Here is a 26,364-nt window from a genome sequence, read left to right on the forward strand (position 1 = left end):
CATGTGCCTGGCGGTACCCGGCAGGGTGATGGAGATCGCGGAGCGGGACGGTACCCGGATGGCGGTGGTCGACTTCGGCGGAGTGGTCAAGGACGTGTGCCTGGAGTACCTGCCCGACCTGGCGGTCGGCGAGTACGCCATCGTGCACGTCGGCTTCGCGCTGCAGCGCCTCGACGAGGAGTCGGCCCGGCGAACGCTCGACCTCTTCGCCGAACTCGGCCTGCTGCAGGAGGAGTTCGGCGACCCGTGGGAGGCAGCGGCCGGAGTGGAGGAGCAGAAGTGAAGTACCTGGAGGAGTTCCAGAACCCGGAGCTGGCGCGCGGGCTGCTCGCGGACATCCGGGCCTCGGTGACCCGGCCGTGGGCCCTGATGGAGGTCTGCGGCGGCCAGACGCACAGCATCATCCGGCACGGCATCGACCAACTGCTCCCCGAGGAGGTGGAGTTGATCCACGGGCCGGGCTGCCCGGTCTGCGTCACCCCGCTGGAGGTGATCGACCGGGCGCTGGCGATCGCCGCCCGGCCGGGGGTGATCTTCTGCTCCTTCGGCGACATGCTGCGGGTGCCGGGCACCGACCGCGACCTGTTCCGGGTCCGCGGCGAGGGCGGTGACGTCCGGGTGGTCTACTCGCCGCTGGACGCCCTGAAGATCGCCCGGGAGAACCCGGACCGCGAGGTGGTCTTCTTCGGCATCGGCTTCGAGACCACCGCCCCGCCGAACGCGATGGCCGTCCACCAGGCCCGGAAGCAGGGCGTGCGCAACTTCAGCATGCTGGTCTCGCACGTGCGGGTGCCCCCGGCGATCGAGGCCATCATGACCTCGCCCGACTGCCGGGTCCAGGGCTTCCTGGCCGCCGGGCACGTGTGCAGCGTGATGGGCACCGAGGAGTACCCGGAGCTGGCCGAGCGCCACCGGGTGCCGATCGTGGTGACCGGCTTCGAGCCGCTGGACATCCTGGAGGGAATCCGGCGCACCGTACGGCAGTTGGAGCGCGGTGAGCACACCGTCGACAACGCCTACCAGCGCGCCGTCCGCCCGGAGGGCAACCCGGCGGCCCGGGCCATGCTGGAGGACGTCTTCGAGGTGACCGACCGGGCCTGGCGCGGCATCGGGGTCATCCCGCAGAGCGGCTGGCGCCTCTCCCCGCGCTATCGCGACCACGACGCCGAGCACCGCTTCGACGTCGGCGGGATCACCACCTGCGAGCCGGCGGCCTGCCGGGCCGGTGAAGTCCTGCAGGGGCTGCTCAAGCCGAACCAGTGCGAGGCCTTCGGCACCGTCTGCACCCCGCGCACCCCGCTCGGCGCCACCATGGTCTCCAGCGAGGGCGCCTGCGCCGCCTACTACCTCTACCGGCGCCTCGGCACGCCGGCGCTCTCGCGGGAGGCGAGCCCCGTTGGCTGACACCCTCGACTTCGCCGGGTGGAGCTGCCCGCTGCCGCTGCGCGACCACCCCAGGGTGGTGATGGGCCACGGGGGCGGCGGGGCGATGTCCGCCGAGCTGGTGGCCGGGCTCTTCGCCCCGGCCTTCGGCGGCCCGGCCCTGGCCGCCTACCCCGACTCCGCCGTGCTCGAACTCGGCGGCGCCCGGCTGGCGTTCTCCACCGACTCCTACGTGGTGCGGCCGCTGTTCTTCCCCGGCGGCAGCATCGGCGACCTCGCCGTCAACGGCACCGTCAACGACCTGGCGATGAGCGGCGCCCGGCCGGCCTACCTCTCCTGCGGCTTCATCCTGGAGGAGGGGGTGGAGATGGCGGTGGTCGACCGGGTCGCCCGCGCGCTGGGTGCCGCCGCCCGGGCCGCCGGGGTGGAGGTCGCCACCGGCGACACCAAGGTGGTCGAGGCCGGCCACGGCGACGGCATCTACCTCAACACGGCGGGCATCGGGCTCGTGCCCGCCGGGGTGGACATCCGCCCGCAGCGGGCCGCGCCCGGTGACGTGGTGATCGTCAGCGGGGAGATCGGCCTGCACGGCGTGGCCATCATGAGCGTGCGCGAGGGCCTCGAGTTCGGGGTGGAGATCGAGAGCGACTGCGCCCCGCTCGGCGGCCTGGTGGAGACCATGCTGGCCGTCACCCCCGACCTGCACGTCCTGCGCGACCCCACCCGGGGCGGGCTCGGCGCCGCCCTCAACGAGATCGCGGCGGCGGCCGGGGTCGGGGTGGTGCTGAACGAACGGGCCGTGCCCGTACCGCCGCAGGTGGCCAACGCCTGCGCGATCCTCGGGCTCGACCCGATGTACGTGGCCAACGAGGGCAAGCTGGTGGCCTTCGTCCCGCGCCGCGAGGCGGACGCCGTGCTCGACGCGATGCGAGCGCACCCGCTGGGCTCCGCCGCCGCCGTGATCGGCGAGTGCGTGGCGGAGCACCCGGGCATGGTCGTCGCCCGCACCGCCTTCGGCGGCACCAGGGTGGTGGACCTGCCGATGGGCGAGCAGCTCCCCCGGATCTGCTGATCCGTGGCAGGGTAGGAACCGGGCCCGCCTCTGGCTGACGTGCCGTCACCCGGGCCCGGTTCCCCCTCATTCCATGATCGCCCGATGGGGCATGCTTTACCCTTCCCTTGCTGGCCTTTGGGGAAGTCTTGGACATCGGGAGTCGATTTCGGTTTTTCAGCGCCTAGGTTCGTTGCTGACGGGCCGTGGACGCGGCCCGACTCTCAACAGGAGGTCCCTGACATGCGACGTACCCTTACCAAGGCCGGTACCCTCGCCGTGGCTTCGCTGTTCGCCCTCGGTCTGGCGCAACCCGCCATGGCCGCCCAGAACAGCACCGACTCCGCTCCGGCCGCTGCCACTTCCTCGGCATTCTTCGAGTTCACCGACGGCACCGACACCTTCGTCTTCAAGCTGACGGACGCCGCCAAGATCCAGACCGCCCGCAACATGCTCAACGGCACCGACACCACCCACCGCGGCGTCATGGGCACCGTCGTCAAGACCCCCGCCTGGTACAACTCCCCCTGGAAGTACCAGCTCTCCCCCAGCTCCGTCTCCTTCTTCGAGATGGCCACCGAGGTCTGTGACGCCAGCATCTCCTACGTCAACGACCACCTGACCGAGGTCGGCGGCGCCCTCCTCCCCAAGAACACCTGGTGCCCCTGGGGGTCCCAGCTGACCCGCGAGATCAAGAACCCGTGATCCCGTAGCGCGCGCCCCTCCGGCCGCCACCCCTCGGGCGGCCGGAGGGCCACCGCTCGACCCGCCGCGTCAGACGGGGAGGCCACCCGCGACGGTGTACATGGCTTCGTCGTAGGCCTGGCCGTTGGTGGGCGCCTTGCCGACGGCGAAGACCGAGACGGCCTTGCCGTTGACCACCGAGGTGGAGAGGTAGTCGCCGACCATGTTGCCCTGGTTGGTGTTCGCGAGTTGGGCGAGCGCCATCGGGCCGGCCACCGTCCGGGCGGTGCTCCAGGTGGCACCGCCGTTGGCGGAGGAGATGAAACCGACCTCCAACTGGCAGGTGGCAGCAGTGCAGTTGGCGTTCGGGTAGAAGTAGTAGTAGAGGCCGATCTTGGCCGTGGCCCCCGAGGTCGCGTGGTCGATGCCGAAGCCCGGGATGAAGTGGTCGGCGCCGCTGGTGGTGGCGTCGATCGGCACGCGCGTCACCGCCGACCAGGTCGACCCGTCGGTGGTGGTGGAGTACACGATGTCGTTGCCCGGGCAGCCCGAGCGGAACCGGCAGTCCTGCCAGGCCACGTAGATCCTGCCGCTCGCGTCGATCTCCGCCGAGGGCAGCCCCTCGCCGTCGCGCAGGTTGCCCGCCACCCCGTGCGAGGTGACGTTCGAGACCAGCACGGTGGCGCCCCAGGAGGAGCCCCCGTTGGTCGAGGTGAAGGACCGGATCGAGCTGCCGTCCGTCGAGAACGGCACCACCACGGTGCCGTTCGGCTGCACCAACGGCTGCCCGCCGAGCCCGGAGTTGGTGCCGCCGGGGCTGATCGGGGCGGACCAGGTGGCCCCGCCGTCGTGCGAGGTCGACATGATCACCCTGTTGCCGGCCGAGGTGATGTCCACCTCGATGTAGCAGTTGCCGTAGGAGGGGCTGGTGGCCGTGTTGTCGCAGACGATCCACTCCTTGTCGTAGCCCTGGCCGTCGTTGCCGACCGCCAGCACCGGGTTCTGCCAGGCGATCCCGTCGGCGGAGCGGCTGACGCTCACCCCGGCGCCGTTCGCCGCGGCGTCGATCACCAGACCGGTTATCATCCAGGTGCCGTGCCTGGCGTCGTAGGCCACCGTCGGGTCGGAGACCCGGGCCCAACTCCCACCGCCCTGGTAGGTGGTGATGCCGGGCAGCATGCCGTGCTGCCAGCTGGCGCCGCCGTCGGTGGAGGTGTTCCAGCTGATGTCCGAGCTGCCGCCGTCGGTGAACCGGCCGACCTGCGAGGAGGAGACGATCGTGCTGCCGTAGGCGAAGGTGTCGGGCTCCACCTCGGTGGCGTGCTGGCTGGTGGAGTTGGTGAACGGGTCGGTGCTCACCTGCAGCAGGCTCGGGCCCGTGCCGTTGACCGTGAGCGAGAAGGCGGCGGTGTGCGTCGCGGCGGTACCGGTGCCGGTCACGGTGACCGGGTACGTGCCGGCGGGGGTACTGCTCGAGGTCGAGACGGTCAGCGTGGCGGATCCGCCCGCCGTCACCGAGCTCGGACTGAAGGTGGCCGTGGCTCCTGCCGGCAGGCCGCTCGCCGAGAACGACACCGCCTGCGCCGAGCCCGCCGTCACCGCCGTGCTGACCGTACTGGTGGCCGAGCCGCCCGGGTCCACGCTCGCCGAGGCCGGGGAGTCGCTCAGCGAGAAGTCGTCGGCGGCGGCCCCGCTGACCTGCACGTCGTCGTACAGGGTGTACGTCGCGTCGCCGGTGTAGTTGTCGTCCTTGCTGCTCAGGGTCAGGGTGTACCCGTCGCCCGCGGTGAGCGAGGCACTGATCTGCTTCCAACCCGCCCCGCTGGTACAGGTCTTGGCCAGCAGCGTCCGCGTGGTGTTGGTGGTGGTGTCCTTCAGCGTGGCGGTGGCCCAGTCGTACGTCACGGTGTCCGGGCAGGTCACGTTGTACCAGAAACTGAGCTGCGGGCTGCTGCCCGGCGCGGTGAAGGACTGGCTGACCGAGGAGGTGCCGTTGGTGGGCGCGGTCGAGCCGAGCATGGCCGCGTAACTCCCGCCGTGGGCACCGCTGCTGGTGACCGAGGTGGTGCCGGCCGTGGTCCAGCCGGTCAGACTCCCGCTCTCGAAGCCGCCGTTGGTGACCGGTGTCGCCGCGACGGCCGGCCCGGCGGCCTGGACCGCCCCGACCAGCGCGAGCGCCGCCGAGGCGGCGACGGCGAGGGACCGCCGCCAGAAGGGTGTGCTGCGTGGGAGTGTCATCCGGGGCTCCTTAGTGCGGCGTCACGTCGTCGTTCGCACCTCGGAAGTCTGGCCCCGTACATGACATCACACAAGATGTGCGACACCAACTCGCCTACAGCACCATCGCGTTGACGCAGCGCGCCAGCGCACCCACCGTGTCCACCAGGGCCGCCACCGTGCCGCCGGCCAGCACCGCGACCACCCACAGCCGCCTGCCGCGGCTCGGCCGCGCCTGCGCCCGCAGCGCCTCGACCCGCGCCCCGATCCGGTGCCGGACGTACGCCAGCCCGGCCGGCCGCCCCGCCCGGCAGCTGGTGGCGAGCGCCGCCCTGGCCAGAGAAATCGCCGCTAGTGCACGGGAGTTGACCGCAGCGGCGGCCTCCTCGTCCGCCCAGCGTTCGAGGCCGTAGTTCAGCAAGTCCCGCAGGGGCCCCAGCACGGGGTTCACGGCCGCCGCGTAGTCGGCCAGGGCGGCGTAGTGGTGGTGGCCGTGCCGCAGGTGCGCCCGTTCGTGCGCGAGCAGCACAGCGCGCTCACCCGCGGACAGCGCGCCGAGCATGCCGCTGGTCACCACGATCCGCCCGGGCCGGCCGGGCAGGGCGAACGCATCGGGCCGGTCGTCGGCCAGCACGACCAACTCCCCAGCAGCCGGGGCCAGTCGGACTGCCGAGAGCAGCCTTGCGCCCGCCACCCGCTGCCGCCGGACCACCACGGCGCGGGCCACTGCCACGGTCAGCAGCACGGCCGCCAGCACGCCGACCGACCGCGGCACCGGATCGGCGACCCGCAGCGCGGCCGAGCCTTCGTCGGCGTACTCCCGGCCCAGCCCGCCGACCACCAGCACGCACAGCGCCCACAGCGTGGCCGCGGTGGCGATCACGGCGAGGCAGCTGAGCACCCGCACGGCGGCTGCCGGGGCGAGGTGGCGGGCCACGGCGGGCGCGGCGACCGCCAGCGCGGCCGGGGCCAGGAGGAGCAGGTACACGGTGATGTACACGGGTCTCCCCCTGGGTCAGGTCACTGCTCGCGGGCGTCGAGCAGTGCGCGCAGCGCCTGTTCGTCGTCCGGATCGAGCCCGTCCACGAAGCGCTGCAGTACGGCACGGCGGTCGGCACCCCTGGTCAGCGCCTGGTTCATCTCGGCGGCCACCGCCTCGGCCGGGCCCCGGCGCGGACGGTAGGCATGCCCCCGGCCGGACCGCTCCCGCTCGACCAGGCCCTTGGCGTGCAGTCGGCCGAGCACGGTGAGCACGGTCTTGTAGGCCAAGGACTCGTCGCCGAGCGCCTGATGCATCTGACCGACGGTCAGCCAGCCGGCCTCGGACCACAGTGCGGCCATCACCTCGGCCTCGAGCGCTCCGCTCTCCCGCCGCTGCTCCGGCGCGCTGCCTGCCATGGCACTCCCCCGACTCCCGCACCGATCCCGGCGACTCTACCGGCGCCCGCCGGAGTTGACCACTGGTCCACCCCGGCGGGCGCCGGCCCCGGCTCAGCCGAAGAGGACGTTGTGCGGCTCGGGGTAGGCTCCCGCCGCGCCGCAGTCTCCGCCCTTCATGGCGTACCCGGCGGCGATCCACTTGGTCGGGTCGGCCTTGTAGGTGCGGACCGTCAGGTAGTCGCCCCAGCGGGGCAGGCCGTTGTAGGTGCAGGTGTTCCCGGCGCCCCACAGGTAGTAGTTGGGTGAGGTGTCGATGGCGTTGGCGGCCTGGTTGTTGATGCCGCTGCCGGGGTAGTAGTGGGCCCCGCCGGTGCCGCCGCCCCAGGCGAACTCGACGCCCACCCTCCCGGTCGAACTGGGTGCGAGCGAGGCGAACTGGATGGCACCCCAGCTGCCCCAGAGGTCACCGGACCCGTTCAGGTTCTTGTCGGACTCGTTGAACCAGACGAACCGGGTGTACGGGAAGGGGTGGCTGCTGTCCTGTTTGGCATTGAAGGAGAACCCGATCAGCCCGGCCGTCCGGTAGGCGCCGAGCACCCGGGAGTCGGCGAACTGGCACCAGTTGGTCACCACTCCGTCCGAACTGGCACAGTTCTGACCGCTGTTGCGGGTGTAGAAGCCGTACCCGGGCACCGTGCGGTCCCACCAGGAGTAGTTGCCCGAGTTCTCCGGCCAGGCGAAGACGCGGAACGAACTGCCGTTGGTCTGGCCCCAGTTGCTGCCCCAGTACAGCGTGTCGGTGGAGCCGGGCACGAGCTTGAAGGTGAAGTTGTCGGTGCGGGTGAGGTAGCTGTAGTTGAAGCCGCTGCAGGTGCCCATCGCCGCCTTGGGCAGCCGCAGCAGGCCGGCGCCCTGGCCGCCCGTGGTCGGGAAGAAGTTGGTGGAGATGTTGACGTTGCTGTTGGAGATCGACATGTCGTTGAAGTCCAGCCCCGTGGTGCTCGCCAGGCCCATCCAGGACGGGGTGATGCTCCAGTAGCACCAGCCCGTGAAGGCGCCCGGCCCGGCGGCGGAGGCGTTGGCGATCACCAGGTGGTCGCTGAACTGCAGCAGCCAGAACTGCCGCCCGGTGTCGGGGTCGTACTGGGTCACCTGATCGCAGCAGAAGCCGCTGCCGAACAGCGAGAACGGGTCGAGGTAGGACCAGGTGGAGCCGTTGTCGGTGGAGCGGCTGGCGTACCAGTTGCCGGTCTGGAAGATGTTCGCGCCGTTGGCGTCCGTGCTCGGCTCCTGCGTCGACGACAGGAAGGAGGCACCGCCGGAGATCGCCGAGGTCGGGATCGCGCTGTCCCGCAGGGTGGAGGCGACAGCACGGACGGTGGACGGCGCGGCGACGGCCGGGCTCAGCGGCGCGTGCTTGGGCACCGGGCCCGTCTTGCCCTTGACCATCGTTTCTTCGTCGTACAGCCGGGAGTTGAGCAGCGCGAGCTCCTCCGGCGTGTACTGCCGGGGCTGGCTGGTGACGGCGGTGGTGACCGCCGACCCCTGGGCGGTGGAGGCGTGGCCGGCGGCCCCGCCCTGGCCGTTCCCGGCGGCGGTGGCCGCCGAGGCCCCCAACCCGGACAGGCCGAACGAGACGAGCAGCAGCGCCACCGCCCAGACGGGCAGTCTTCGCCGCCAGGGCGTGGTGAGCGGTGAGCGGACGGACCCGGACATGCTGAACCCCCATTGCCTGATGGACGATTCGACCGATTGCCGGCGAACCTAGCAATCGGACCCTCCACCCACCTAGGCAAGGACCGGCCAAATTCCTACAACGAGTAGGACCGGCCGCCCCTCAGCCCGAGGAGGCCGCCGGGGGCCACGCACCACCGCTGGGACGTGTTGCCGGAGGTGCAGGCCTCCAGGCTGACGCCGCTGCCGCTGCCGTCCTCGGCCCGCCGGACCTCCCGCAACAGCACCGCAAGCCCCGCCAACGGCTGGACATCCCCCCCGCGACCCGTACGTGGACAGCACTACCCGCACTGTGCGACTCCCCGAATTCCGTGGACGATCATCGTTGAGTCGCCGATTCTGGTCATTGCCGGGGCCTTGCCACAAGCCCCCTGACGTGCAGCAAGTTGGAGGTGGCGAGGAGTGCGAACACTCCTCGCCATCGTGGTTCCCGGGCTCAGACCGCCGGTTGCTGCTGGGTGACGCAGTGGATGCCGCCGCCGCCGGCGCCGAGGTAGTCGATGTTGAGCTGTTCGACGGTGCGGCCGGGGAAGAGGCGGGCGAGGGTGGACCTTGCGGCGGCGTCGGCGGTGGTGTCGCCGAACTGGGCGGAGATGACGGCGCCGTTGCAGAGGTAGTAGTTGGCGTAGGAGGCGACGAAGTTGGCGTTGGTGGAGCGGATCTTGTAGTAGTCGGGGCCCTGGATCTTGCTGACCGACATCGGGGTGCCGGTGGCGGAGGTCGAGGTGGAGAGGATCTGGTACTGCTGGCGGGCGTCGTTGGACCAGGCGTCGGTGTCGGTGGCCAGCGGCATCTGGACGGTGCCCATGCCGGGGGCGAGGAAGCGCGACGTGGCGTCGACGTGGTCGTCGGTGATGTCCTGGCCGACGATGCCGGCGAACCAGATCACCTTGGAGGCGCCGTAGGCGGCGCACATGGCCGTCTCCAACTGCCCCTGCGACATACCGGGGTTGCGGTTGCTGTTGATGATGCTGCTGCGGGTGGCCATCAGGGTGCCCGCGCCGTCCTGCTCGATCGCCCCGCCCTCGGCGGTCAGGTCGGCCGCGGTGAACGGCACGCCCACGTAGCCGGCGATCCGCTGGGCCACCAGGGCGTCCTTGGCGTGGGTCTGCTTCCCGCCCCAGCCGTTGAAGTTGAGGCCGACGGCGTCGAGCCCGCCGAGGCCGTCGGTACGGAAGACCGCTCCGGTGTCGCGCATCCAGCAGTCGTCCACCGGAATGGTGCTGATCACCGTCACGGCCGAGCCGCACATCGAGCGCGCCTTGGCCGCGCTCGCCGGGTTGGCGCACATGTACACCGGCTCGTACTTGGCGATGGTCTTGGCGATCAGCGCGATGTTGGACTGCACGCCGCTCAGCTGGTTGCGCCAGATGGTGGAGCTGTCGGGCCAGGCCATCCAGGTCCGGGTGTGCCGGCCGTCCTCGGCCGGGACGGCGAACGCTCCGGCTGCCGCGGGGGTGGCGGCAGGGCGGCGGGTGCCGGCGAAGGCGGTGGAGCCGGTGGCCATGGTGACGGCCGCACCGGCCGCGACCAGGCCTGCGGCGCCGAGGAACTGGCGCCGGCCAACGGATCTGCCGTCCGAAGTGTGGGGGAACATCGGGAGCCTCCAGTCAACTAACCGTCGGGGTAACGGTGTTGACCGGAAAGGTATAACTGACCAAGCGCTCGGTCAATCACTCGCGCAGGACTTTCCGTCCGGGGGCGCCCCGGCCGACCCCGGTGCGCCACTACAGTGACGCCATGGCGACCCGGACGAAGGCCCCGACGACGAAGGACGGCACCGCTCAGCCCCCCGCGCTCACCCGCGCGGCCAAGGGCGAGCAGACCCGCGCCAGGCTGATCGCGGCCGCCCGGACGCTGCTGGCCGGCGAGACCGCCGGCCGGTTCACCACGCGCAACGTCGCCGCCCTGTGCGGCGTCTCGCACGGGATGTGCCACTACCACTTCCAGGACCGCACCGACCTGATCGTGGCCGTGGTCGAGGACATCCGCCCGGAGTGGATCGCCCCGCTGGAGGCGGCCGTGGACGGGCCCGGCGACTTCGCCGAGCGCGCCGAGCGGGTGATCGGCCTGCTGACCCGCCCGGAGAGCCCGGACCTCGCCCACCTGCACTCGGCCCTGCACTGGCTCGCCCTCAACGACGAACGGGTACGCGAGAGTCTGGACGCCGAGTACCGCCGCTGGCGTGCCTGCTTCGTCCGGCTCTTCGCGGTGCTCGCCGAGGAGCGTCCGGGCCCGGGCACCGACCCGCTGCTGCTCGGCGAGGCCTTCGCCGCCGCCGTGGACGGCCTGGCCGCCATCCAGTCGCTGGACTCCGGGGTCAGCGCCGAGGCCGTACTGCGCTTGCTGGTGAAGTCCCTTGGCCGGACAGACCCGAGCGCCTGATCACCCCTCGGCGGCCACCCGTTTGCGGTGGTCGACCCGGGTGCCGGTGATGACGGTGAAGGTCAGGCTGGCCGCGATGATCCCCTCCGCCCAGAAGAAGGCCACATAGTCCATCAGCGAGCCGATCGGCGGCGAGCCGGGCGCCGCGTTGCGCATGCCGATCAGTGCGAACAAGGTGGCCGCCATCCAGCCGAGCGAGGGCCAGACCAGGCCGTTCCCGCCCCGGTAGAGCACCTCCGCCCCGGCCAGGACGGCCAGCGAGAGCGCCCACATCGCCGCGATCATGAACCAGGCCAGGATGAAGGTGCTCCGCGCCCTGGTCACCTTGGCCTCCATCGCGGCGGCCCCGGAGGCCGCCGCCGAGCTGGTGGGGCGGGCGACGAAGAACGGGTCGGCGTCGGTGAAGTAGAGCCCGACCGGCACCGGGCCGGCGCTGTCGGCGGCCGCGAAGAAGACGGAGAAGCGGTACCGGTCGAAGGGGTAGTCGGTCTCGGTGCCGCCGTACAGGCTGGCCTTGACGATCTGCGGGGTCGCCGACTCCCCCGGTTCGGCGTGCAGGGTGGTCTTGGTCGCCGACTCGGCCGTGATCTCCAGCTGCCGGGAGAAGACCGAGTTGTCCTGGTCCTGGGCCAGGCTGCCGTGCGGCACGGGCACCACGTACAGGGTGAGTTGGCCGGTGCCCGGGTCGATGTCCTGGGAGGTGACGTCGAGTTCGACCCAGTCCTTGGCCGTGGGCACGGCGAGCTCGCGGGTCTCCTGCCGGGTGTCACGCTCGTCCAGGTAGAGCGCGATGCCCGCCCCGACCAGCACGGCCAGCAGCACCAGCACGATCGCGAACCGGCTGCGGCGCAGCCGGGCGAACCGGCTCACGCGGCCTCGTCGGTCGAGGGGCTGGGCGAGGCGGTGGGCGAGGCCCCGGGCCCCACGGCCGGCTGCTGCTGGGTGGCGCAGTGGATGCCGCCGCCGCCCGCCGCGATGTGGTCGATGCTCACCTGGGTGACCTTCCGGCCGGGGTGGAGGTCCCCGATGGTGCCCGCCGCGCGGTCGTCGGCGGCCTGGTCGCCGAAGCGCGGCACGATCACGCCGCCGTTGCAGACGTAGTAGTTGAGGTAGGTGGCCAGGAAGTCCTTGCCCTTGCCCTCCACCACCGGCTCGGTCAGTTCGACCACCTTGAGCGGCCGGCCCTTGGCGTCGGTGGCGGCGCTGAGCACCTGCAGCGCCTGGTCGGAGGCGGTGCTCCAGACGTCCGGCGGGGTGTCGGGGCCGGGGCGGTGCAGCACCACGGTGCCGGGGTCGGCGAACCGGGCCAGTGCGTCCACGTGGCAGTCGGTGATGTCCTGCCCGGCCACGCCCTTGAGCCAGATCACCTTCCGGACTCCGAACAGCTCCTTCAGGCTCGCCTCGATCTGGTCCCGCGACTTGCCGGGGTTGCGGTTGGCGTTGACCCAGGCGCTCTCGGTGGCCATCAGGGTGCCGTCGCCGTCCACCTCGAGCGCGCCGCCCTCGCCGGTGATCGGCGCCTGGATGCGGGGGATGCCGTAGTGCGTGAGCAGGTTGCGGGCGACCTGGCCGTCGGCGGCGTGGGTCTGCTTGTTGCCCCAGCCGTTGAAGCCCAGGTCGACGCCGGTGAGGCCGCCGGGGGCGAACACGAAGGCCGGCCCGGTGTCGCGGGCCCACAGGTCGTCCACCGCCAGCTCGAGCACCTCGACCCCGGAGCCGACCTGCTGGCGGGCGTCCGCGGCCTGGTCCGGCCGGGCCAGCAGCACCACGGGCTCGAAGGCCGAGATCGCCCGGGCCAGCCCGGCGATGTCCTTCCGTACGCCCGGCAGATCCTCGCCCCAGACCTGGTCGAGCGCCGGCCAGGCCATGAAGGTCCTGGTGTGCGGGGTCGACTCGGCGGGCATCACCCCGCCCGTGGCCGCCGAGGGCGAAGCAGTCGGCACAGCGGAGGACGCGGCGGCGGACGGAGACGGCTGCGCGTCGTCCCCGCCCCCGGAGGAGCAGCCGTCGAGCAGCGCGATCGCGGCCAGCACCGCGCCCGAACGCAGCGCGTCCCGGCGGGAGGGCCTGCGGTTGACCATGACGTCCTCGTTCTTACCGGAGTGCCAGCGGACATTCCGGGCAATCCTGACAGAACGTCACACTCGCCCCCGGCAACCGGCCTCCCGACGGCGCGCCGCTACGGACGCCGCCCGGCTGCGAGCAAGGTCCGCAGGGGCGCGGTGTCGGGCGTGTCGGCGGTGGCGGCGTCGAGGGCCTCGTCCATGCCCTCCTCCCAGACCTCGGGCAGGGCGAGTCCGGGCTGCCCCGACCACGCGATGTCCGCCGTCGCCCGCCCGGAGGCGACCAGGTGGAGGTGCACCAGACCCGCGAGCGCGTCGAAGACCCTGGGGCGGACGAAGTTGCGGGCCGCCACCCCGGTCAGCCTCGCCGCCTGGGGCGGCTTGGGCATCCGGTCGGCCGCCTCCGGCCACAGCACACCCCGGTCGAAGGCGTCGAGTATCTCCGCAAGGCCGGGCAGCTCCCCGTCCGGTGCCTGCGAACGCAGCGCCCTGGCCACGGCGAGCCGCAGCGGCCGGGACCAGCCCTCGGCGTCGGCCACCGCACGGGCCAGGACCAGCTCGTCCCACTCCATCCGCCGCATCGCAGCGGCCTCCGGCGGCAGGGCGCACGCCTCCAGCTCGGCGAACAGCTGGTCCGCCCCGCGCAGCAGGGTGAGCGCGCCCGGCCCGGCCGAGCGGTCGTCACCGCCGGGCGGCAGCTGCTCGATCAGGGCGATCCGCTCGGCGGTCGGCGGGTGGGAGTCGTACGGGTGCGGGCGCGGCGGGCGCCGCCCGGCGGCGAGCCCGGCGAGCTGCTCGGCCGTCCGGGCGGCGAGCATCCGGCGGAAGCCCCCGCTCACCTCCCCCACGGGGGGAAGCGCCGCCACGGGCTCACCCAGGGCGGCGTACGTCGCGAGGTAGTGGCTGTGCGCGGCCGCGAGTACCGGGGTGGCCCGCAGCGCGGCGGCCGTCGCCTCGCGGCCGGCGTGCCGGGCGGCGACCTGGTCGGCTGCGACTTCCTGCTGGCGGGCCACCGACTGCGAGGCCCGCAGGAACATCCGGGCGTACGCCACGTACAGGCGGCCGACCGAGTGGTGCATCCAGGTGCCGCCGCCGTCGAAGGCCCGGACGGTCTGCAGGACTGCTTCGCGGCCGCGCATGGTGACACCGCCGAGCCGGGTGTCCCCGTTGCCGAAGTGCCCGAACTCGTGGGCAAGCACGGCCCGGAGCTGGGGGACGGTCAGTCCGGCGAGCAGCGGCAGGCCGAGGGTCAGCCGGCGGCGGCCGGGCAGCAGACCCAGCAGGCGGCTCTGCTCGGCCACCCCCGCGTTGACCTCGCCGACCAGGTGGAGCTCGTCCGGCGGCCGTTCACCGGTCGCCCGTGCGGCGGCGCGCACCTCCGCCCACAGCTCCGGCTGGTCCTCGGGCGCGACCGCCACCGCGTGCCGCGCCGGGCCGAGCCGCCCGGCCCGCAGCGAGGCGAGCATGCCCCGTGCGATCGCCACCGCCACGAAGACGGTGAGGGTCAGCACGCAGCCTTCGGACCAGGCCGCCCGTTCGGTGAGCCACCGAGTCACCAGCAGCCAGTCGAGCACGCCCATCGCCGCCAGCAGGCCCGCACCCATCAGGTGGAACCCGGCCAGCAGCACCAGCGCCCGGAGGGCGCGCAGTCGGAACGTCATCGGCAGGCCCCCGCACGGCTCGGCCGGCCCGAGCGGGCCGACCGTGATCGCGCGGAGCCTACCGCCCAGGTCACGGGCCCTCTCCACCGGGACCTACCCCACCTCCCGTCTGGCGGCCGCGATCAGCGACGGCTCCCACCCCGGGCGGGGTACGGAGTCGAGCAGGAGCCGGGTGTAGGGGTGCTGGGGGTCGGCGAGCACAGCCTCGGTCCGACCCGCCTCGACGACCCGGCCCTGCCGCATGACGATCACCTCCTCCGTGACGCACCGCACGACCCCGAGGTCGTGCGTGATGAACAGGTAGCCGACGCCGGTGCGCTCCCGGATGTCGGCCAGCAGGTTGAGCACCTGGGCCTGGACCGAGACGTCCAGCGCGGCCACCGCCTCGTCCAGGACCAGCACCGCCGGCTCGACGGCCAGCGCGCGGGCGATGGCCACCCGCTGGCGCTGCCCGCCGGAGAGCTGGCGGGGCAGGGCCTCGGCGGCGCGGGTGCCGAGGCCGACCTGGTCGAGCAGCTCCGCGACCCGGGGCGCGGGGTCGGCGTCGGGGAAGTGCAGCCGCAGCGTCTCGCGCAGCACGTCCTGGACGCCGTACCGGGGGTCCAGCGAGAGGTACGGGTCCTGGAAGACCATCTGCACCTCCCGGGCCCGGGTCAGCCGTTCGGCCTTCCCGCGGGCCCGGCCCTCGCGGCGGCGGCCCCGGACCGTCACCGAGCCCGCGTCGGCCTCCTCCAACCCGACCACGATCCGGGCGGTGGTGGTCTTGCCGGAGCCGGACTCGCCGACGATGCCGAGCGAGCCGCCCGCCGGGAGGGTGAACGAGACCTCGTCCACGGCTCGGACGTCCCCGAAGGTGCGGCACAGTCCACTGACCTCAAGTACGGTCTCAGACACGGGCGGTGCTCCCCTCGAGCTGGTCACTGTGGTGGCAGGCCGCCAGGTGTCCGCCGGAGACCTTCACCGGTTCCGGCACCACCGTGCGACACAGCTCGGTGGCCAGCGGGCACCGGGCCGCGAACGCGCAGCCGGTCAACTCCTGGCGCAGGTCCGGAGGTTGGCCGTCGATGGCGGCGAGGCGGCCGCCCGGCGCGTCCGGCCGGGGGGTGGCCGCCAGCAGGGCGGCGGTGTACGGGTGGCGCGGATGCTCGAACAGCGCGGCGGCAGGCCCGACTTCGGCGATCCGCCCGGCGTACATCACGTACACCCGGTCACTGATCGCGGCGGCCAGGCCCAGGTCGTGGGTGACGAACAGCAGGCCGGTGCCGAACTGTTCGCGCAGCCGCCCGAGCAGGGCGACCACCTCGGCCTGGCTGGTGACGTCCAGCGCGGTGGTGGCCTCGTCGGCGAGCAGCAGGGCCGGGTCGCCCATCAGCGCGGCGGCGATCACCACGCGCTGCAGCATGCCGCCGGAGAGCTGGCCGGGGTAGCGGCCGAGCAGCTCGGGGCCGAGGCCGACCGCGCCCAGGAGGGAGACGGCCCGCTCGGTCGCCTCCGCCCGGTTCATCTTCCCCGCGAGCGTGACGCTCTCGGTGAGGAAGTCGCCGATCCGCCGCAGCGGGTTGGTGGCCGCGCGCGGGTCCTGGAAGATCATGGCGGCCTGCCCGGTACGCAGCGCCCGCAGCCGGTCGGCGTCCATGGTCAGCACGTCCTCCCCCGCCACCAGCACCTTGCCTTCGGCGCGGGCGCCCGGCGGCAGCAGGCGCAGCGCGCTGCGCGAGGTGAGCGTCTTGCCGGAGCCGGACTCGCCGACCAGCGCGACGGTCTCCCCGGCGGCCACCGTGAGGTCGACCCCGTCGAGCACCGGCCGTGCGGTGCCCGGCAGTTGGAGCCGCAGCCCCTGAATGTCCAGAGCGTTCATCGGTCCCTCCGGGCGACCTGGTCGGCCCAGCGCTCGCCGACGACGTTGAAGGCGACCACGGTGAGGATCACAGCGGCGCAGGGCAGCACCGCCGAGAGCGGGTAGCCGTGCTGGATGGCGGTCTGGCCGTCGAAGACCATCCGGCCCCAGTCGGGGGTGAGCGCGGGCACGCCCAGGCCGAGGAAGGAGAGGCCGGCCAGGTCCATCAGGGCGTAGCCGAAGTTGATCGCGGACTGCGCGAGCACCACGGGCGCGATGTTGGGGATGACGTGCCGTCGGCAGATCTGCCAGGCGGAGTGGCCCTGCACTTGGTAGGCGCTGACGTAGGGGCGTCGGCGTTCGGCCAGCACCAGCGAGCGGGTGAGCCGGCTGACGTAGGGCAGGTAGGCCACGGCCAGCGCGAGCACGGGGGCCAGCAGGCCCTCGCCGTACACCGAGACGATCAGCACGGCGAGCAGCAGGCCGGGGAAGGCGAAGACCAGCTCGGTGCTGCGGGAGAGCAGCGAGTCCAGCCAGCCGCCGCACCAGGCGGCCAGCGTGCCGACCACGATCCCGCCGACGGTGGAGAAGACCACCACGCCGAGCGGGCCGAGCAGCGAGGTGCGGGCGCCGATCAGCAGCCGGGAGAGGGTGTCGCGGCCGGCGGCGTCGGCGCCGAGCAGGTGGTCGGCGGAGGGGCCGCCGAGCGCGCCGCCCAGGTCCACGGCGTTGGGGTCGGCCGGGGCGAGCCAGGGGGCGAGCAGGGCGGCGAGCACGACCACGGCGGCGAAGCCGAGGCAGAGCAGGTGGAGCGGCCCCCAGCCGGTGCGCAGGGCAGCCAGGCCGGGGCGGCGGGTGAGGGCGACGCTCATGCGGCGGACCTCCGCGAGCCGAGGGTGACCCGGGGGTCGACCAGCGGGTGGAGCAGGTCCACCACCAGGTTCACCAGCATGAACAGGGCGACGATGAGCAGCGAGATGGCCTGGACGGTCGGGAAGTCCTTGGTGGTGGTGGCGAGTTCGAGCAGCTGGCCGACGCCGCCGATGCTGAACGCCGACTCCACCAGGATGGTGCAGACCAGCAGGGTGGAGACGATCAGGCCGCCGGTGGTGAGCACGGTGCCGAGCGCGTTGCGGAACACGTGCCGGCTGATCACCTGACGCTCCGGCACACCCCGGCTGCGGGCCACCGTGACGTGCTCGCTGCCGAGCTCCTCGAGCATCGCCGAGCGGGTGACCCGGGCCAGCATGCCGATCAGGTAGAGGGCCAGCGCGATCGCGGGCAGGGTGAGGTGCCAGAGCATGTCCGCGAGACCGTCGCCGGTGCCGCTGCTGGGGAACCAGCCGAGCTTGACCGAGAACAGTCCCTGCAGCAGCACGGCCGCGACGAAGGAGGGGGTGCCGATCGCCAGCGTGGTGCTGACCAGGATCGCCGAGTCGGTGGCCCCGCCCCGGACGGCGCCGAACCGGCCGAGCAACAGGCCGAGCACCACCACCACGACCAGGGCCATCGCGACCAGCAGCAGGGTGGCCGGCAGCCGGTCGCCCAGCAGCTTGGCGACGTCGGTGCGGTAGGTGATGGAGCGGCCGAAGTCGCCCTGCAGCACCTGGCCGAGCCAGCGCAGGTAGCGCACCAGGAAGGGGTCGTCCAGGTGGTACTGCGCGTTGAGCGCCGCGAGCGCCTCCGGGGAGGCCGAGCGGCCGGAGAGCAGGAAGCTGGTGGGGCTGCCCGGCGCGAGGTACATCGCGCCGAACACCACGAAGGAGGCCCCGAGCAGCGTGACGGCCAGCTCCACCAGCCGTCGCACCACGAATCTCAGGAAGCTCACCGCGCGGCCCCCACGTCCGCGGCCCACGGGTAGTACAGGTAGGAGATGGTGGTCGGGGCGCCGGTGATCCGCTTGTTCATGAACACCGCGGTCGGCCACTCGGCGACCGGGATCCAGAGCAGCTGCTGCGCGGCGGTCTGCTGCAGCTTGGCCTCGATCGCGCCGCGCTGGGCGGGGTCGTAGGCGGCGGTGGCCTGGTCGACCAGCGCGTCGTAGGCCTTGTCGCTGTACCCGGCGAAGTTCTGGTAGGCGCCGGTGCGGAAGTTGACCAGCAGGTCCAGCGGGTCGGTGATCGAGTCGTAGTACGTCTCGGGGAACATGTCGATCCCCTCGCGCGCCTTGGGGTCGGTGAACAGCGCGCTGAAGGCGTTCGGGGCGATCGTCTTGAGCTTGACGTCCAGGCCGATCTGCGCGCCGGCGCTCTGCACGGCGGTGGCGAGCAGCGAGACGTCCTGGCCGATCGAGCTGGTGGCCACGGTCAGCGTCCTGCCGGTGGCTCCGGCCTCCTTGATCAGCGTCTTGGCCTGCTCGATGTCCTGGGCGGTGGGCGGCAGGGCGCCGAACGCGGCGGAGCGGACGCTGTCGGGGTAGGCGGCCCAGGCGGCCTTGGTGGTGAGCGAGCCGGTCACGCTGCCCGCGCCGCCGAGGCCGGCCTTGACGAAGCCGGAGCGGTCCAGCGCCAGTGAGAGCGCCTTGCGGACCCGTGTGTCGCCGAGCACGCCCTGCATGCTGGTGACGTTCACATTGACGGTGCTCAGGCCTTCGCCGAAGTACAGCTTGCCGACGCCGCTCCTGCTCAGCCGGTCGTAGGACTCGGTGGGGATCAGGTAGCCGCCGTCCACCTCGCCGCTGAGCATCGCGTTGGTACGCGCCGAGGGGTCGGTGAGGAAGCTGAAGACGGCCTTGGCGGAGTTCGCCTTGGTGCCCCAGTACTGGTCGAAGCGGCGCAGCTCGATCGACTGGCCCTTGTTCCAGGTGCCGAGCTGGAACGGGCCGGTGCAGTCCAGGCCGCCGGTGGTGCCGTAGTCCTTGCCCGCCTTCTCGATCCCGGCCTTCGAGGCCACCACCCCGGCGGCGGTCGCCATGTACTGCGGGAACTGCGAGTCGGGTGCCTTGAGTTTGACGGTGACCTGCAGCGGGCCGGTCTTGGTGATGCCGAGGACGTTCTGGAAGACCTGGGCCCAGGCCGCCGCGTTGTCCGGGTTCATCTGCCTCCCGAGGCTGTACACCACGTCGTCGGCGGTCATGACCGAGCCGTCGTGGAAGTGCACCCCGGGGCGCAGGTCGTAGACCCAGGTGGTCGGGTCGGTGTTGCTCGCCTTGGCCGCCAGGCCGGGCTGGACGGTGAGCTGCGGCGTCCAGCGCATCAGGCTCTCGCACACGTTGGACAGGATGGTGTTCTGCGGGTAGTCGAACGCCATCAGGTAGTCGAGCGTCTGCGGCTCGGCGTAGAGCGCCCAGGTGAAGGAGTCCAGCTCCCCCTTGGCGGGCGGGGTGGTGGCCGAGAGCTGGAAGCCGCTCGCGGTGGGGCCGGCGTCACCGCGCGGCGGGCCGGAGCAGCCGGCCGTGAGGGCCAGCGCGCACAGCGCGGCGGTCACCAGGGACGCGGAGCGTCTTGGACGGGTGGGGAGCATGGGGGTCCTCCTGGGCAGGGGCAGGCGGTGGGGGCGTCAGGCGCGGGCTGCGGGGACCTGCTGGGTGATGCAGTGGATGCCGCCGCCGCCCCAGGCGACGGTGCGGGTCGGGACGCCGACCACCTTGCGGTCGGGGTGGGCGGCGGCGAGCACGGCCAGGGCGCCCTCGTCCTCGGGGTGGCCGGCGATCGGCACGACCAGGCCGCCGTTGGCGAAGTAGTAGTTCAGGTAGCCGACCTCGGTCTCGCGGCCGTCGACCTCGACGAACGCGGCCTGCGGCACGTCCACGATCTCGAACGGGCGGCCCTGGGCGTCGGTGCTGTGCTCCAGGACGGCGCGGTTGGCGCGCATCCGGGCGTAGTCGGGGTGCTCCGGGTCGGCGGGCAGCTGCACGACGACCTTGCCGGGGGCGGCGAAGGCGCAGACGCCATCGACGTGGCCGTCGGTCTCGGTGTCGAGCAGGCCGCCGTACGGGAGCCAGATCACCTTGGTGATGCCGAGCTTCGCCTTGAGCTCGGCCTCGATCTCCTCGCGGCTCATGCCGGGGTTGCGGTTGGGGTGCAGCAGGCACTGCTCGGTGGTGATCAGGGTGCCTTCGCCGTCCACGGTGATGGCGCCGCCCTCGAGGATCATCTCGGAGCGGATCGCGGGCACTCCGAGGTGCTCGAGGATCAGGGCACTGACCCGATCGTCAGCGTCCCAGGGGGTGTGCTTGCGCCCCCAGGAGTTGAACCGGAAGTCGACCCCGGCCCGGCGGCCCTGCTCGTCCAGCACGAAGATCGGCGCGCTGTCGCGGAACCAGGAGTCGTCCTGCGGCAGCTCGATCACTGCGATGTTCTGCTCGCCGCAGAGGGCCTGGGCCTGGGCACCGAAGCCGGGCGGGGCCACCATCGTGACCGGCTCGAACTCGGCGATGGCCTGTGCCACCTGGGCGTACTCCTGCTGGACGTCGGCGAGCACGCCGCCCCAGAGGTCGGTGCGGACGGGCCAGGCCATCAGGCAGCCCTGGTGCTCGGTCCACTCGGCCGGCATGCGGTAGGTCACGGGGAGATCCGTTCTGTTGGGGTTGGGAGATGCCGATCCTTCAATGAACTGAAAATTCAGTCAAGAGTTTCGGCTAGAGTTGTCGTCCATGTCGGACCGACGGACAGAGATACTCCGAGCCGCCACCCGGGTGATCGCACGCCGGGGCGTACGCGGGCTACGCATGGAAGAGCTGGCGGCGGAGGCGGGGGTCTCCACCTCGCTGCTCTACTACCACTTCGGGGACCGGGCCGGACTCCTGCGCCGGACCTTGGAGTTCATCAGCGACCGCGCCGACCGCTACACCGCCGAGCAGGAGGTGGCGGACCCGGAGGAAGCGCTGGCGCAGACCCTGCTGCTCGAACTGCAGGACACCGCCGAGGTACGGGAGAACAGCACCGCCTGGGGCGAGCTGCGGGCCAGCGCGGTCTTCGAGGAGGACCTGCGCGAGGACTTGGCCCGGGCCACCCACACCTGGGTGCACGAGATCGCCGAACTGCTCGGCCGCGCCGACCCGTTCGGCGCCGCCCCGGCCCACGCGGCGGCCGCCGAACGGCTCACCGCCCTGCTGGAGGGGCTCAGCGTGCGCTGGCTGAGCGGTTCACTGCCGCTGGAGCACGCGCGCCGGCTGCTGCGGGGCGCCATCGAGCTGGAGCTGTCGGCCGGCCGGGCTGACTGATCTGTCAGGAATCGGCCGGCGGCGGTGTCCGGTCACAGGAAGTACAGCCGGCTCAGCGGCACGCTGTCGGCGGGCTCGGAGCGCAGCGCCTCGCCGTCGAGCGAGACCAGGCCGGTGTGCGCCTCGACCTGCACCAGCCCGGTACGGGCGTTGCGGACCATGTCGCGCGGCCCGATCCCCCGGGTGCCCCGGACGCCCACCCGGCGCCGGCGCGTGGTCAGCCCGTCGTACGGCCGCCCGGCCGAGGCGGACTCGGCGGCCGCCTGGCTGACGAAGGCCACCGAGAGGTCGGCCGCCGTCGCGCCGTGGCCGCCGAACAGGGGGCCCATCACCAGCGGCTGGCAGGCCTCGGTGGCGGCGTTCGGATCGCCCGTCACCCCGTACGCCGGGAAGCCCGACTTGAGCACCATCTGCGGCTTGGCGCCGAACATCGCCGGCCACCAGAGCACCAGGTCGGCCAGCTTGCCGACTTCGATCGAGCCGACCTCGTGGGCCAGGCCGTGCGCGATGGCGGGGTTGATGGTCAGTTTGGCGATGTAGCGCAGCACCCGCTCGTTGTCGTCCGACGGCCCGTCACCCGCCATCGGCCCGCGCTCGGCCTTCATCTTCCCCGCGACGGCGAAGGTGCGGCGCACCGTCTCGCCCGCGCGGCCCATGCCCTGGGCGTCGGAGGAGGTGATGCCGATGACGCCGAGGTCGTGCAGCACGTCCTCCGCGCCCATCGTGCCGGCCCGGATCCGGTCCCGGGCCATCGCGGCGTCACCCGGCAGGTCCGTCTTGAGCGCGTGCACCGAGACGATCATCCCGTAGTGCTCGGCGACGGCGTCCCGCCCGAAGGGCAGCGTGGGGTTGGTGGAGGAGCCGATGACGTTCTCGACGCCGGCCATCTTGAGCACGTTGGGCACGTGGCCGCCGCCGCAGCCCTCGATGTGGAAGGCGTGGATGGTCCGGCCCTCCAGCACCCTGAGGGTGTCCTCCACCGACAGGCACTCGTTCAGGCCGTCGGTGTGCAGGGCCACTTGGACATCGTGCTCCTCGGCGACCCGCAGCGCGGTGTCCAGCGCCCGGGTGTGGGCGCCCATGTCCTCGTGCACCTTGAAGCCGGAGGCGCCGCCCTCGACCAGCGCCTCCTCCAGCGGCGCGGCGTCCGAGGAGGAACCACGGGCCAGGAAGCCGATGTTGACCGGCCAGGCGTCGAAGGAGTTGAAGCCGTGCCGCAGCGCCCAGGGCGAGTTCACGCCCACGCCCCAGGCCGGCCCGATCTCCTGGCCGATGATGGTGGTCACGCCGGAGGCCAGCGAGGCCTCCATGATCCGCGGGGACATCAGGTGGACGTGCGTGTCGATGGCGCCCGCCGTGGCGATCATCCCCTCGCCGGAGACGATCGTGGTGCCGGTGCCCACCACCACGTCCACCCCGTCCAGGGTGTCCGGGTTCCCGGCCCGGCCGATCGAGACGATCCGGCCTTCCCGGATCCCGATCGAGGTCTTCCGGATGCCCTGGATCGCGTCGATCACCAGGACGTTGGAGACCACCACGTCACAGGTGTCCCGGACGGCCGCCGCCTTCAGGTGCAGCCCGTCCCGGGCGGTCTTGCCGAAGCCGGCCAGGAACTCGTCCCCCGGCCGCTGCGAATCCGACTCGACCCGGACCACCAGGCCCGAGTCCCCTAGTCTGACCCGGTCCCCCGCCCGGGGGCCGTGCACGGCGGTGTATTCGTGCGGCTCGATGCTGCTGCTCAACTCTGGGCCTCCTGCCCGTCATCGCCGTCCGCGCCCAGGTAGCCGCAGGCCGCGGCCCGGCGCAGCGCCTCGCGCTTGGCCCCGGGGGCGTCCAGCGGTCCGTCGACCAGCCCGGCGAAGCCGATCGCCACCCGCGCGCCGCCGATCGGCACCAGGCCGACCTCGACCTCCGCGCCCGGATCGAAGCGGACCGAGGAGCCGGCCGGCACGGCCAGCCGGGTGCCGTAGGCGGCGGAGCGGTCGAAGGCCAGGCGCGGGTTGGCCTCGAAGAAGTGGAAGTGCGAGGTCACCGAGACCGGGACTTCGGCGGTGTTGCGGACCGTCAGGGTCAGCGCGGGAGCGGGCACGTGCTCGTGGCCGGGCCCGGGCAGCACCGCCCCGGGGGCCCGCTCGCCGAGCGGTACGGCGCCCCGGAACGGGTCGCTGACCACGGCCAGCCGGGTGCCGTCCTCGAAGACGGCCTCCACGCTCAGCTCGGTGACCACCTCGGCCACCCCCGGCAGCACGTCCTCGGCGCCGAGCACACTGCGCCCGGCCGCCACGGCCTCGGCCAGCCGCCGCCCGTCCCGGGCCGCCTCGCAGACGGTGTCGGCGATCAGCGCCGTCGCCTCGGGGACGTTGAGCTTGAGGCCGCGCGCCCGCCGGGCGCGGGCCAGTTCGGCCGCCGTGAAGAGCAGCAGCCGGTCACGTTCGGTGGGAGTCAGCTGCATCGCGCGCTCACGCCCCCACGGCCGGCAGGTCGTGGGTGGCGCAGTGGATGCCGCCGCCGCCCGAGGCGATCGCGTCGATCTTCACCGGCACGATCTCCCGCCCGGGGAAGTGGTCCCCCAGGATCTGCTGCGCCCGGTCGTCCGCCCGCTCGTCGCCGAACCGGGGCAGGTAGACACCCTTGCTGCCGATGTAGAAGTTCAGGTACGAGGAGACGAAGGCGTCGCCGCGCCCGGTGATCTTGTCCGGGTCGGGCTCGGGCAGGTCGATCACCTCGATGCCCTTGCCGCGCGCGTCGGTCGCGTCCTTGAACACCTGCCGGGCCTGGTCCGCCGAGCGCGACCAGACGTCGGCCGGGCTGCCGGGGAAGGCCTGGTCGAGCAGCACCACACCGGGGGCGGCGAAGCGGGTCAGGCAGTCCACGTGCGCGTCGGTGATGTCCTTGCCGCGGACCCCGGCCAGCCAGATCACCTTGGTGACGCCGAGCGCCTTCTTGAGCTCCGCCTCGACCTGGTCCCGGCTCATCCCCGGGTTGCGGTTGTTGTTGACCACCGAGCTCTCGGTCACCATCAGGGTGCCGAGGCCGTCGGTCTCGAAGGAGCCGCCCTCGGCGACCAGCGGGGTCTCGATCCGCTCGATGCCGTACTTCTCGAGCACCGCCCGGGCCAGCTTGCCGTCGTTGCCGTGGGCCTGCTTGTTGCCCCAGCCGCTGAAGTTGAAGTCGACACCCTTGACCTTGCCGCCCTCCTCGACGAAGACCGGCAGCGTGTCCCGGGCCCAGAGGTCGTCCACGGCCAGCGGCACCACCTCGACGTCGCCGCCGCAGGCCTGGCGCGCTTCGTCCGCCTGCTCGGGGCGGGCGAGGAGCACCACCGCCTCGCGGGAGCCGATGGCGGCCGCGAGAGCGGCGATGTCCTTGCGGACGTCCGGGAGTTGCTCGCCCCAGACGTTCTCCGAGGCGGGCCAGGCCATGAAGGTGCGGGTGTGCTTGTCCCACTCGGCGCCGAAGTGCCGCGCCCCCGCGGCGGGGGCAGAGCCCGCGTCGTCCTCCTGGCCGTCGGGGTCGGTGCAGGCGGTCAGGCCGAGCGAGAGCAGGCCGGCTCCGGCGGCGGAGCGCAGCAGAGTACGTCGGGACATGGCGTTGGCGAGCATGGTGCTCCAATACAGGGGGACGGAGAGGAGTTACGGCATCGGCTCGTGCATGGTCGAGCAGTGGACGCCGCCGCCTCCGCCCATCAGCCGGTCCACGTCGAGCTGCACGACCTCGCGGCCGGGGAAGGCGGCGGCCAGCGTGCGACGGGCGGCGTCGTCCTTGATCCGGTCGCCGAACTGGGCGGTGATCACACCGCCGTTGACCAGCACGAAGTTGAGGTAGGAGTCGACGAAGGTCGAGCTCTTGGAGCGGGTGGTGTCCGGGCCGTCCACCCGGATCACCTGGAGCCGCCGGCCCCGCGCGTCGGTGGCGGCGGAGAGGATGGCGAACTGCTGGCGGGCGTCCTTGGCCCACTCGTCGGTGCGGTCCTGCGGCGGCAGCTGGACCATCACGACTCCGGGGCGGACGAACCGCGAGGTCACGTCCACGTGGTCGTCGGTGATGTCCTTGCCCCGGATGCCCGGCAGCCAGATCATCTTGTCCGCGCCGTAGGCGTCGAGCACGGCGCGCTCCACCTCGTCCCGGCTCATGCCCCGGTTGCGGTTGCTGTTGACCAGGCTGCTCTCGGTGGCCATCACCGTGCCGTCGCCGTCGGTCTCGATCGCGCCGCCCTCGCCCACGAAGTCGGCGTAGGTGATCCGCAGCCCCTGGCGGCGGGCGACGGCCCCGGCCACCTGGGAGTCGTAGGCGTGCGTCTGCTTGTTGCCCCAGCCGTTGAAGTTGAGGCCGGCGGTGTCCAGGCCGCCGTAGCCGTCGCGGCGGAACACCGGGGCGATGTCACGCATCCACAGGTCGTCGGTGCCGATCGAGGTGGTCACCTCGACGTTCGGCCCGCACCAGCTCCGGGCCTGCCGGGCGGTGTAGTCGTCGGGGGCGCACATCACCACCGGCTCGAACTCGGCGATGGTGCGGGCGACCAGCGCGATGTCCTCCTGCACGCCCGACAGCTGCCGGCCCCAGACCGAGCTGCGGGAGGGCCAGGACATCCAGGTCCGGGCGTGCGGTACGTCGTCGGCGGGCACCCACGGGCGGACGCCGCCCGCACTCGGTGCGGCGTCCGCGGCGAAGGCCGAGGGCACCGCCGCGCCGAGGGTGAGACCGGCGGCGCCGATCCCGACCGTGCCGAGCAGTCGGCGGCGCGAGGGCAGCGCCCCGAACAGGCGGTCGGCGAAGGATTCGCTCATGAGGGTCTCCAGATCAAG

The 26,364-nt window shown here is 72.4% G+C and carries 25 protein-coding genes; 6 read left to right on the plus strand and 19 right to left on the minus strand.

Annotation, left to right across the window (positions count from 1 at the left end; translation table 11 throughout):
• Position 1: 1 nt before the first annotated feature.
• The 4 genes from ABT095_RS13545 (at position 2) to ABT095_RS13560 (ending at position 3,139) form a co-directional block, all read left to right on the plus strand.
• The gene (locus ABT095_RS13545; protein WP_350529524.1) at positions 2 to 283 is read left to right on the plus strand and encodes a HypC/HybG/HupF family hydrogenase formation chaperone; all 282 of its coding nucleotides are present in this window, start codon (positions 2 to 4) and stop codon (positions 281 to 283) included.
• Complete coding sequence (gene hypD, locus ABT095_RS13550; protein ID WP_350529525.1) at positions 280 to 1,404, plus strand: hydrogenase formation protein HypD; 1,125 nt, start codon at positions 280 to 282, stop codon at positions 1,402 to 1,404. Before ABT095_RS13545 ends, hypD begins: the two co-directional genes overlap by 4 nt.
• Positions 1,397 to 2,455, plus strand: coding sequence for a hydrogenase expression/formation protein HypE (gene hypE / locus ABT095_RS13555; RefSeq protein WP_350529526.1), 1,059 nt, complete (start codon positions 1,397 to 1,399; stop codon positions 2,453 to 2,455). Before hypD ends, hypE begins: the two co-directional genes overlap by 8 nt.
• Before the next feature lie 222 nt (positions 2,456 to 2,677).
• Positions 2,678 to 3,139 carry a BP74-related protein gene (locus ABT095_RS13560; RefSeq protein WP_350529527.1) on the plus strand — a complete coding sequence of 154 codons (462 nt, stop codon included), beginning with the start codon at positions 2,678 to 2,680 and terminating at the stop codon, positions 3,137 to 3,139.
• 69 nt (positions 3,140 to 3,208) lie between these two features.
• On the opposite strand, the gene ABT095_RS13565 is transcribed toward ABT095_RS13560, so the two are convergent.
• The 6 genes from ABT095_RS13565 to ABT095_RS13590 all read right to left on the minus strand — a co-directional run bounded on the left by ABT095_RS13565 (position 3,209) and on the right by ABT095_RS13590 (position 10,046).
• Positions 3,209 to 5,356: a hypothetical protein gene (locus ABT095_RS13565; RefSeq protein WP_350529528.1), complete on the minus strand. Its 2,148-nt coding sequence runs from the start codon at positions 5,354 to 5,356 to the stop codon at positions 3,209 to 3,211.
• A 94-nt stretch (positions 5,357 to 5,450) separates the two neighbouring features.
• Positions 5,451 to 6,335, minus strand: a complete 885-nt coding sequence (locus tag ABT095_RS13570; RefSeq protein ID WP_350529529.1) for a M56 family metallopeptidase — start codon at positions 6,333 to 6,335, stop codon at positions 5,451 to 5,453.
• A gap of 20 nt (positions 6,336 to 6,355) precedes the next feature.
• On the minus strand, positions 6,356 to 6,733 hold the full coding sequence (locus ABT095_RS13575) for a BlaI/MecI/CopY family transcriptional regulator (RefSeq protein WP_350529530.1): 378 nt from the start codon (positions 6,731 to 6,733) through the stop codon (positions 6,356 to 6,358).
• A gap of 93 nt (positions 6,734 to 6,826) precedes the next feature.
• Positions 6,827 to 8,431 carry a hypothetical protein gene (locus ABT095_RS13580; RefSeq protein ID WP_350529531.1) on the minus strand — a complete coding sequence of 535 codons (1,605 nt, stop codon included), beginning with the start codon at positions 8,429 to 8,431 and terminating at the stop codon, positions 6,827 to 6,829.
• Between the two features lie 95 nt (positions 8,432 to 8,526).
• Positions 8,527 to 8,691, minus strand: coding sequence for a hypothetical protein (locus tag ABT095_RS13585; protein WP_350529532.1), 165 nt, complete (start codon positions 8,689 to 8,691; stop codon positions 8,527 to 8,529).
• A 194-nt stretch (positions 8,692 to 8,885) separates the two neighbouring features.
• Positions 8,886 to 10,046 (minus strand): agmatine deiminase family protein, encoded by a 1,161-nt coding sequence (locus ABT095_RS13590; protein WP_350529533.1) that lies wholly within the window; start codon positions 10,044 to 10,046, stop codon positions 8,886 to 8,888.
• Positions 10,047 to 10,189: 143 nt separating this feature from the next.
• On the opposite strand from ABT095_RS13590, the gene ABT095_RS13595 reads away from it, so the two are divergent.
• The gene (locus ABT095_RS13595) at positions 10,190 to 10,834 is read left to right on the plus strand and encodes a TetR/AcrR family transcriptional regulator (protein ID WP_350529534.1); all 645 of its coding nucleotides are present in this window, start codon (positions 10,190 to 10,192) and stop codon (positions 10,832 to 10,834) included.
• Here the strand turns inward: ABT095_RS13595 and ABT095_RS13600 are convergent, their stop codons facing one another.
• The 9 genes from ABT095_RS13600 to ABT095_RS13640 all read right to left on the minus strand — a co-directional run bounded on the left by ABT095_RS13600 (position 10,835) and on the right by ABT095_RS13640 (position 20,901).
• Positions 10,835 to 11,704 carry a DUF4436 family protein gene (locus tag ABT095_RS13600; protein WP_350529535.1) on the minus strand — a complete coding sequence of 290 codons (870 nt, stop codon included), beginning with the start codon at positions 11,702 to 11,704 and terminating at the stop codon, positions 10,835 to 10,837.
• Positions 11,701 to 12,915 (minus strand): agmatine deiminase family protein, encoded by a 1,215-nt coding sequence (locus ABT095_RS13605; RefSeq protein ID WP_350529536.1) that lies wholly within the window; start codon positions 12,913 to 12,915, stop codon positions 11,701 to 11,703. The genes ABT095_RS13600 and ABT095_RS13605 overlap by 4 nt, the downstream gene beginning before the upstream one ends.
• 98 nt (positions 12,916 to 13,013) lie before the next feature.
• Complete coding sequence (locus ABT095_RS13610) at positions 13,014 to 14,558, minus strand: M48 family metalloprotease (RefSeq protein ID WP_350529537.1); 1,545 nt, start codon at positions 14,556 to 14,558, stop codon at positions 13,014 to 13,016.
• 93 nt (positions 14,559 to 14,651) lie between these two features.
• A complete protein-coding gene (locus tag ABT095_RS13615) occupies positions 14,652 to 15,452 on the minus strand; it encodes an ABC transporter ATP-binding protein (protein ID WP_350529538.1) in 801 nt (266 codons plus the stop codon).
• A complete protein-coding gene (locus ABT095_RS13620) occupies positions 15,445 to 16,416 on the minus strand; it encodes an ABC transporter ATP-binding protein (RefSeq protein WP_350529539.1) in 972 nt (323 codons plus the stop codon). The genes ABT095_RS13615 and ABT095_RS13620 overlap by 8 nt, the downstream gene beginning before the upstream one ends.
• Positions 16,413 to 17,267: an ABC transporter permease gene (locus tag ABT095_RS13625; RefSeq protein ID WP_350529540.1), complete on the minus strand. Its 855-nt coding sequence runs from the start codon at positions 17,265 to 17,267 to the stop codon at positions 16,413 to 16,415. Before ABT095_RS13625 ends, ABT095_RS13620 begins: the two co-directional genes overlap by 4 nt.
• Complete coding sequence (locus ABT095_RS13630) at positions 17,264 to 18,223, minus strand: ABC transporter permease (protein WP_350529541.1); 960 nt, start codon at positions 18,221 to 18,223, stop codon at positions 17,264 to 17,266. Before ABT095_RS13630 ends, ABT095_RS13625 begins: the two co-directional genes overlap by 4 nt.
• The gene (locus ABT095_RS13635) at positions 18,220 to 19,857 is read right to left on the minus strand and encodes an ABC transporter substrate-binding protein (protein WP_350529542.1); all 1,638 of its coding nucleotides are present in this window, start codon (positions 19,855 to 19,857) and stop codon (positions 18,220 to 18,222) included. The genes ABT095_RS13630 and ABT095_RS13635 overlap by 4 nt, the downstream gene beginning before the upstream one ends.
• 36 nt (positions 19,858 to 19,893) lie before the next feature.
• On the minus strand, positions 19,894 to 20,901 hold the full coding sequence (locus ABT095_RS13640) for an agmatine deiminase family protein (protein WP_350529543.1): 1,008 nt from the start codon (positions 20,899 to 20,901) through the stop codon (positions 19,894 to 19,896).
• An 88-nt stretch (positions 20,902 to 20,989) separates the two neighbouring features.
• Here ABT095_RS13640 and ABT095_RS13645 point away from each other — a divergent pair, with 88 nt between their 5' ends.
• Entirely contained in the window at positions 20,990 to 21,559 is a 570-nt protein-coding gene (locus tag ABT095_RS13645) for a TetR/AcrR family transcriptional regulator (protein ID WP_350529544.1), read from the plus strand.
• 32 nt (positions 21,560 to 21,591) lie between these two features.
• Here ABT095_RS13645 and ABT095_RS13650 read toward each other — a convergent pair whose 3' ends face one another.
• The 4 genes from ABT095_RS13650 to ABT095_RS13665 are packed head-to-tail and all read right to left on the minus strand — an operon-like array spanning position 21,592 to position 26,346.
• Positions 21,592 to 23,289 carry an urease subunit alpha gene (locus tag ABT095_RS13650; protein WP_502884872.1) on the minus strand — a complete coding sequence of 566 codons (1,698 nt, stop codon included), beginning with the start codon at positions 23,287 to 23,289 and terminating at the stop codon, positions 21,592 to 21,594.
• A gap of 8 nt (positions 23,290 to 23,297) precedes the next feature.
• Positions 23,298 to 24,011 carry an urease subunit gamma gene (ureA, locus tag ABT095_RS13655; protein ID WP_350529546.1) on the minus strand — a complete coding sequence of 238 codons (714 nt, stop codon included), beginning with the start codon at positions 24,009 to 24,011 and terminating at the stop codon, positions 23,298 to 23,300.
• A 7-nt stretch (positions 24,012 to 24,018) separates the two neighbouring features.
• Entirely contained in the window at positions 24,019 to 25,146 is a 1,128-nt protein-coding gene (locus ABT095_RS13660) for an agmatine deiminase family protein (protein ID WP_350529547.1), read from the minus strand.
• Positions 25,147 to 25,191: 45 nt separating this feature from the next.
• Positions 25,192 to 26,346: an agmatine deiminase family protein gene (locus ABT095_RS13665; RefSeq protein ID WP_350529548.1), complete on the minus strand. Its 1,155-nt coding sequence runs from the start codon at positions 26,344 to 26,346 to the stop codon at positions 25,192 to 25,194.
• Positions 26,347 to 26,364 lie beyond the last annotated feature (18 nt).

It is taken from the genome of Kitasatospora sp. NPDC002227 (assembly GCF_040296285.1).
Lineage (GTDB): Bacteria > Actinomycetota > Actinomycetes > Streptomycetales > Streptomycetaceae > Kitasatospora.

Coding starts and splice junctions, on each gene's coding strand:
- ABT095_RS13565 (WP_350529528.1), bottom strand. CDS start 5,356: ATGACACTCCCACGCAGCACACCCTTCTGGCGGCGGTCCCTCGCCGTC.
- ABT095_RS13605 (WP_350529536.1), bottom strand. CDS start 12,915: ATGGTCAACCGCAGGCCCTCCCGCCGGGACGCGCTGCGTTCGGGCGCG.
- ABT095_RS13610 (WP_350529537.1), bottom strand. CDS start 14,558: ATGACGTTCCGACTGCGCGCCCTCCGGGCGCTGGTGCTGCTGGCCGGG.
- ABT095_RS13575 (WP_350529530.1), bottom strand. CDS start 6,733: ATGGCAGGCAGCGCGCCGGAGCAGCGGCGGGAGAGCGGAGCGCTCGAG.
- ABT095_RS13580 (WP_350529531.1), bottom strand. CDS start 8,431: ATGTCCGGGTCCGTCCGCTCACCGCTCACCACGCCCTGGCGGCGAAGA.
- ABT095_RS13590 (WP_350529533.1), bottom strand. CDS start 10,046: ATGTTCCCCCACACTTCGGACGGCAGATCCGTTGGCCGGCGCCAGTTC.
- ABT095_RS13625 (WP_350529540.1), bottom strand. CDS start 17,267: ATGAGCGTCGCCCTCACCCGCCGCCCCGGCCTGGCTGCCCTGCGCACC.
- ABT095_RS13545 (WP_350529524.1), top strand. CDS start 2: ATGTGCCTGGCGGTACCCGGCAGGGTGATGGAGATCGCGGAGCGGGAC.
- ABT095_RS13635 (WP_350529542.1), bottom strand. CDS start 19,857: ATGCTCCCCACCCGTCCAAGACGCTCCGCGTCCCTGGTGACCGCCGCG.
- ureA (WP_350529546.1), bottom strand. CDS start 24,011: ATGCAGCTGACTCCCACCGAACGTGACCGGCTGCTGCTCTTCACGGCG.
- ABT095_RS13660 (WP_350529547.1), bottom strand. CDS start 25,146: ATGTCCCGACGTACTCTGCTGCGCTCCGCCGCCGGAGCCGGCCTGCTC.
- ABT095_RS13595 (WP_350529534.1), top strand. CDS start 10,190: ATGGCGACCCGGACGAAGGCCCCGACGACGAAGGACGGCACCGCTCAG.
- ABT095_RS13665 (WP_350529548.1), bottom strand. CDS start 26,346: ATGAGCGAATCCTTCGCCGACCGCCTGTTCGGGGCGCTGCCCTCGCGC.
- ABT095_RS13620 (WP_350529539.1), bottom strand. CDS start 16,416: ATGAACGCTCTGGACATTCAGGGGCTGCGGCTCCAACTGCCGGGCACC.
- ABT095_RS13560 (WP_350529527.1), top strand. CDS start 2,678: ATGCGACGTACCCTTACCAAGGCCGGTACCCTCGCCGTGGCTTCGCTG.
- ABT095_RS13645 (WP_350529544.1), top strand. CDS start 20,990: ATGTCGGACCGACGGACAGAGATACTCCGAGCCGCCACCCGGGTGATC.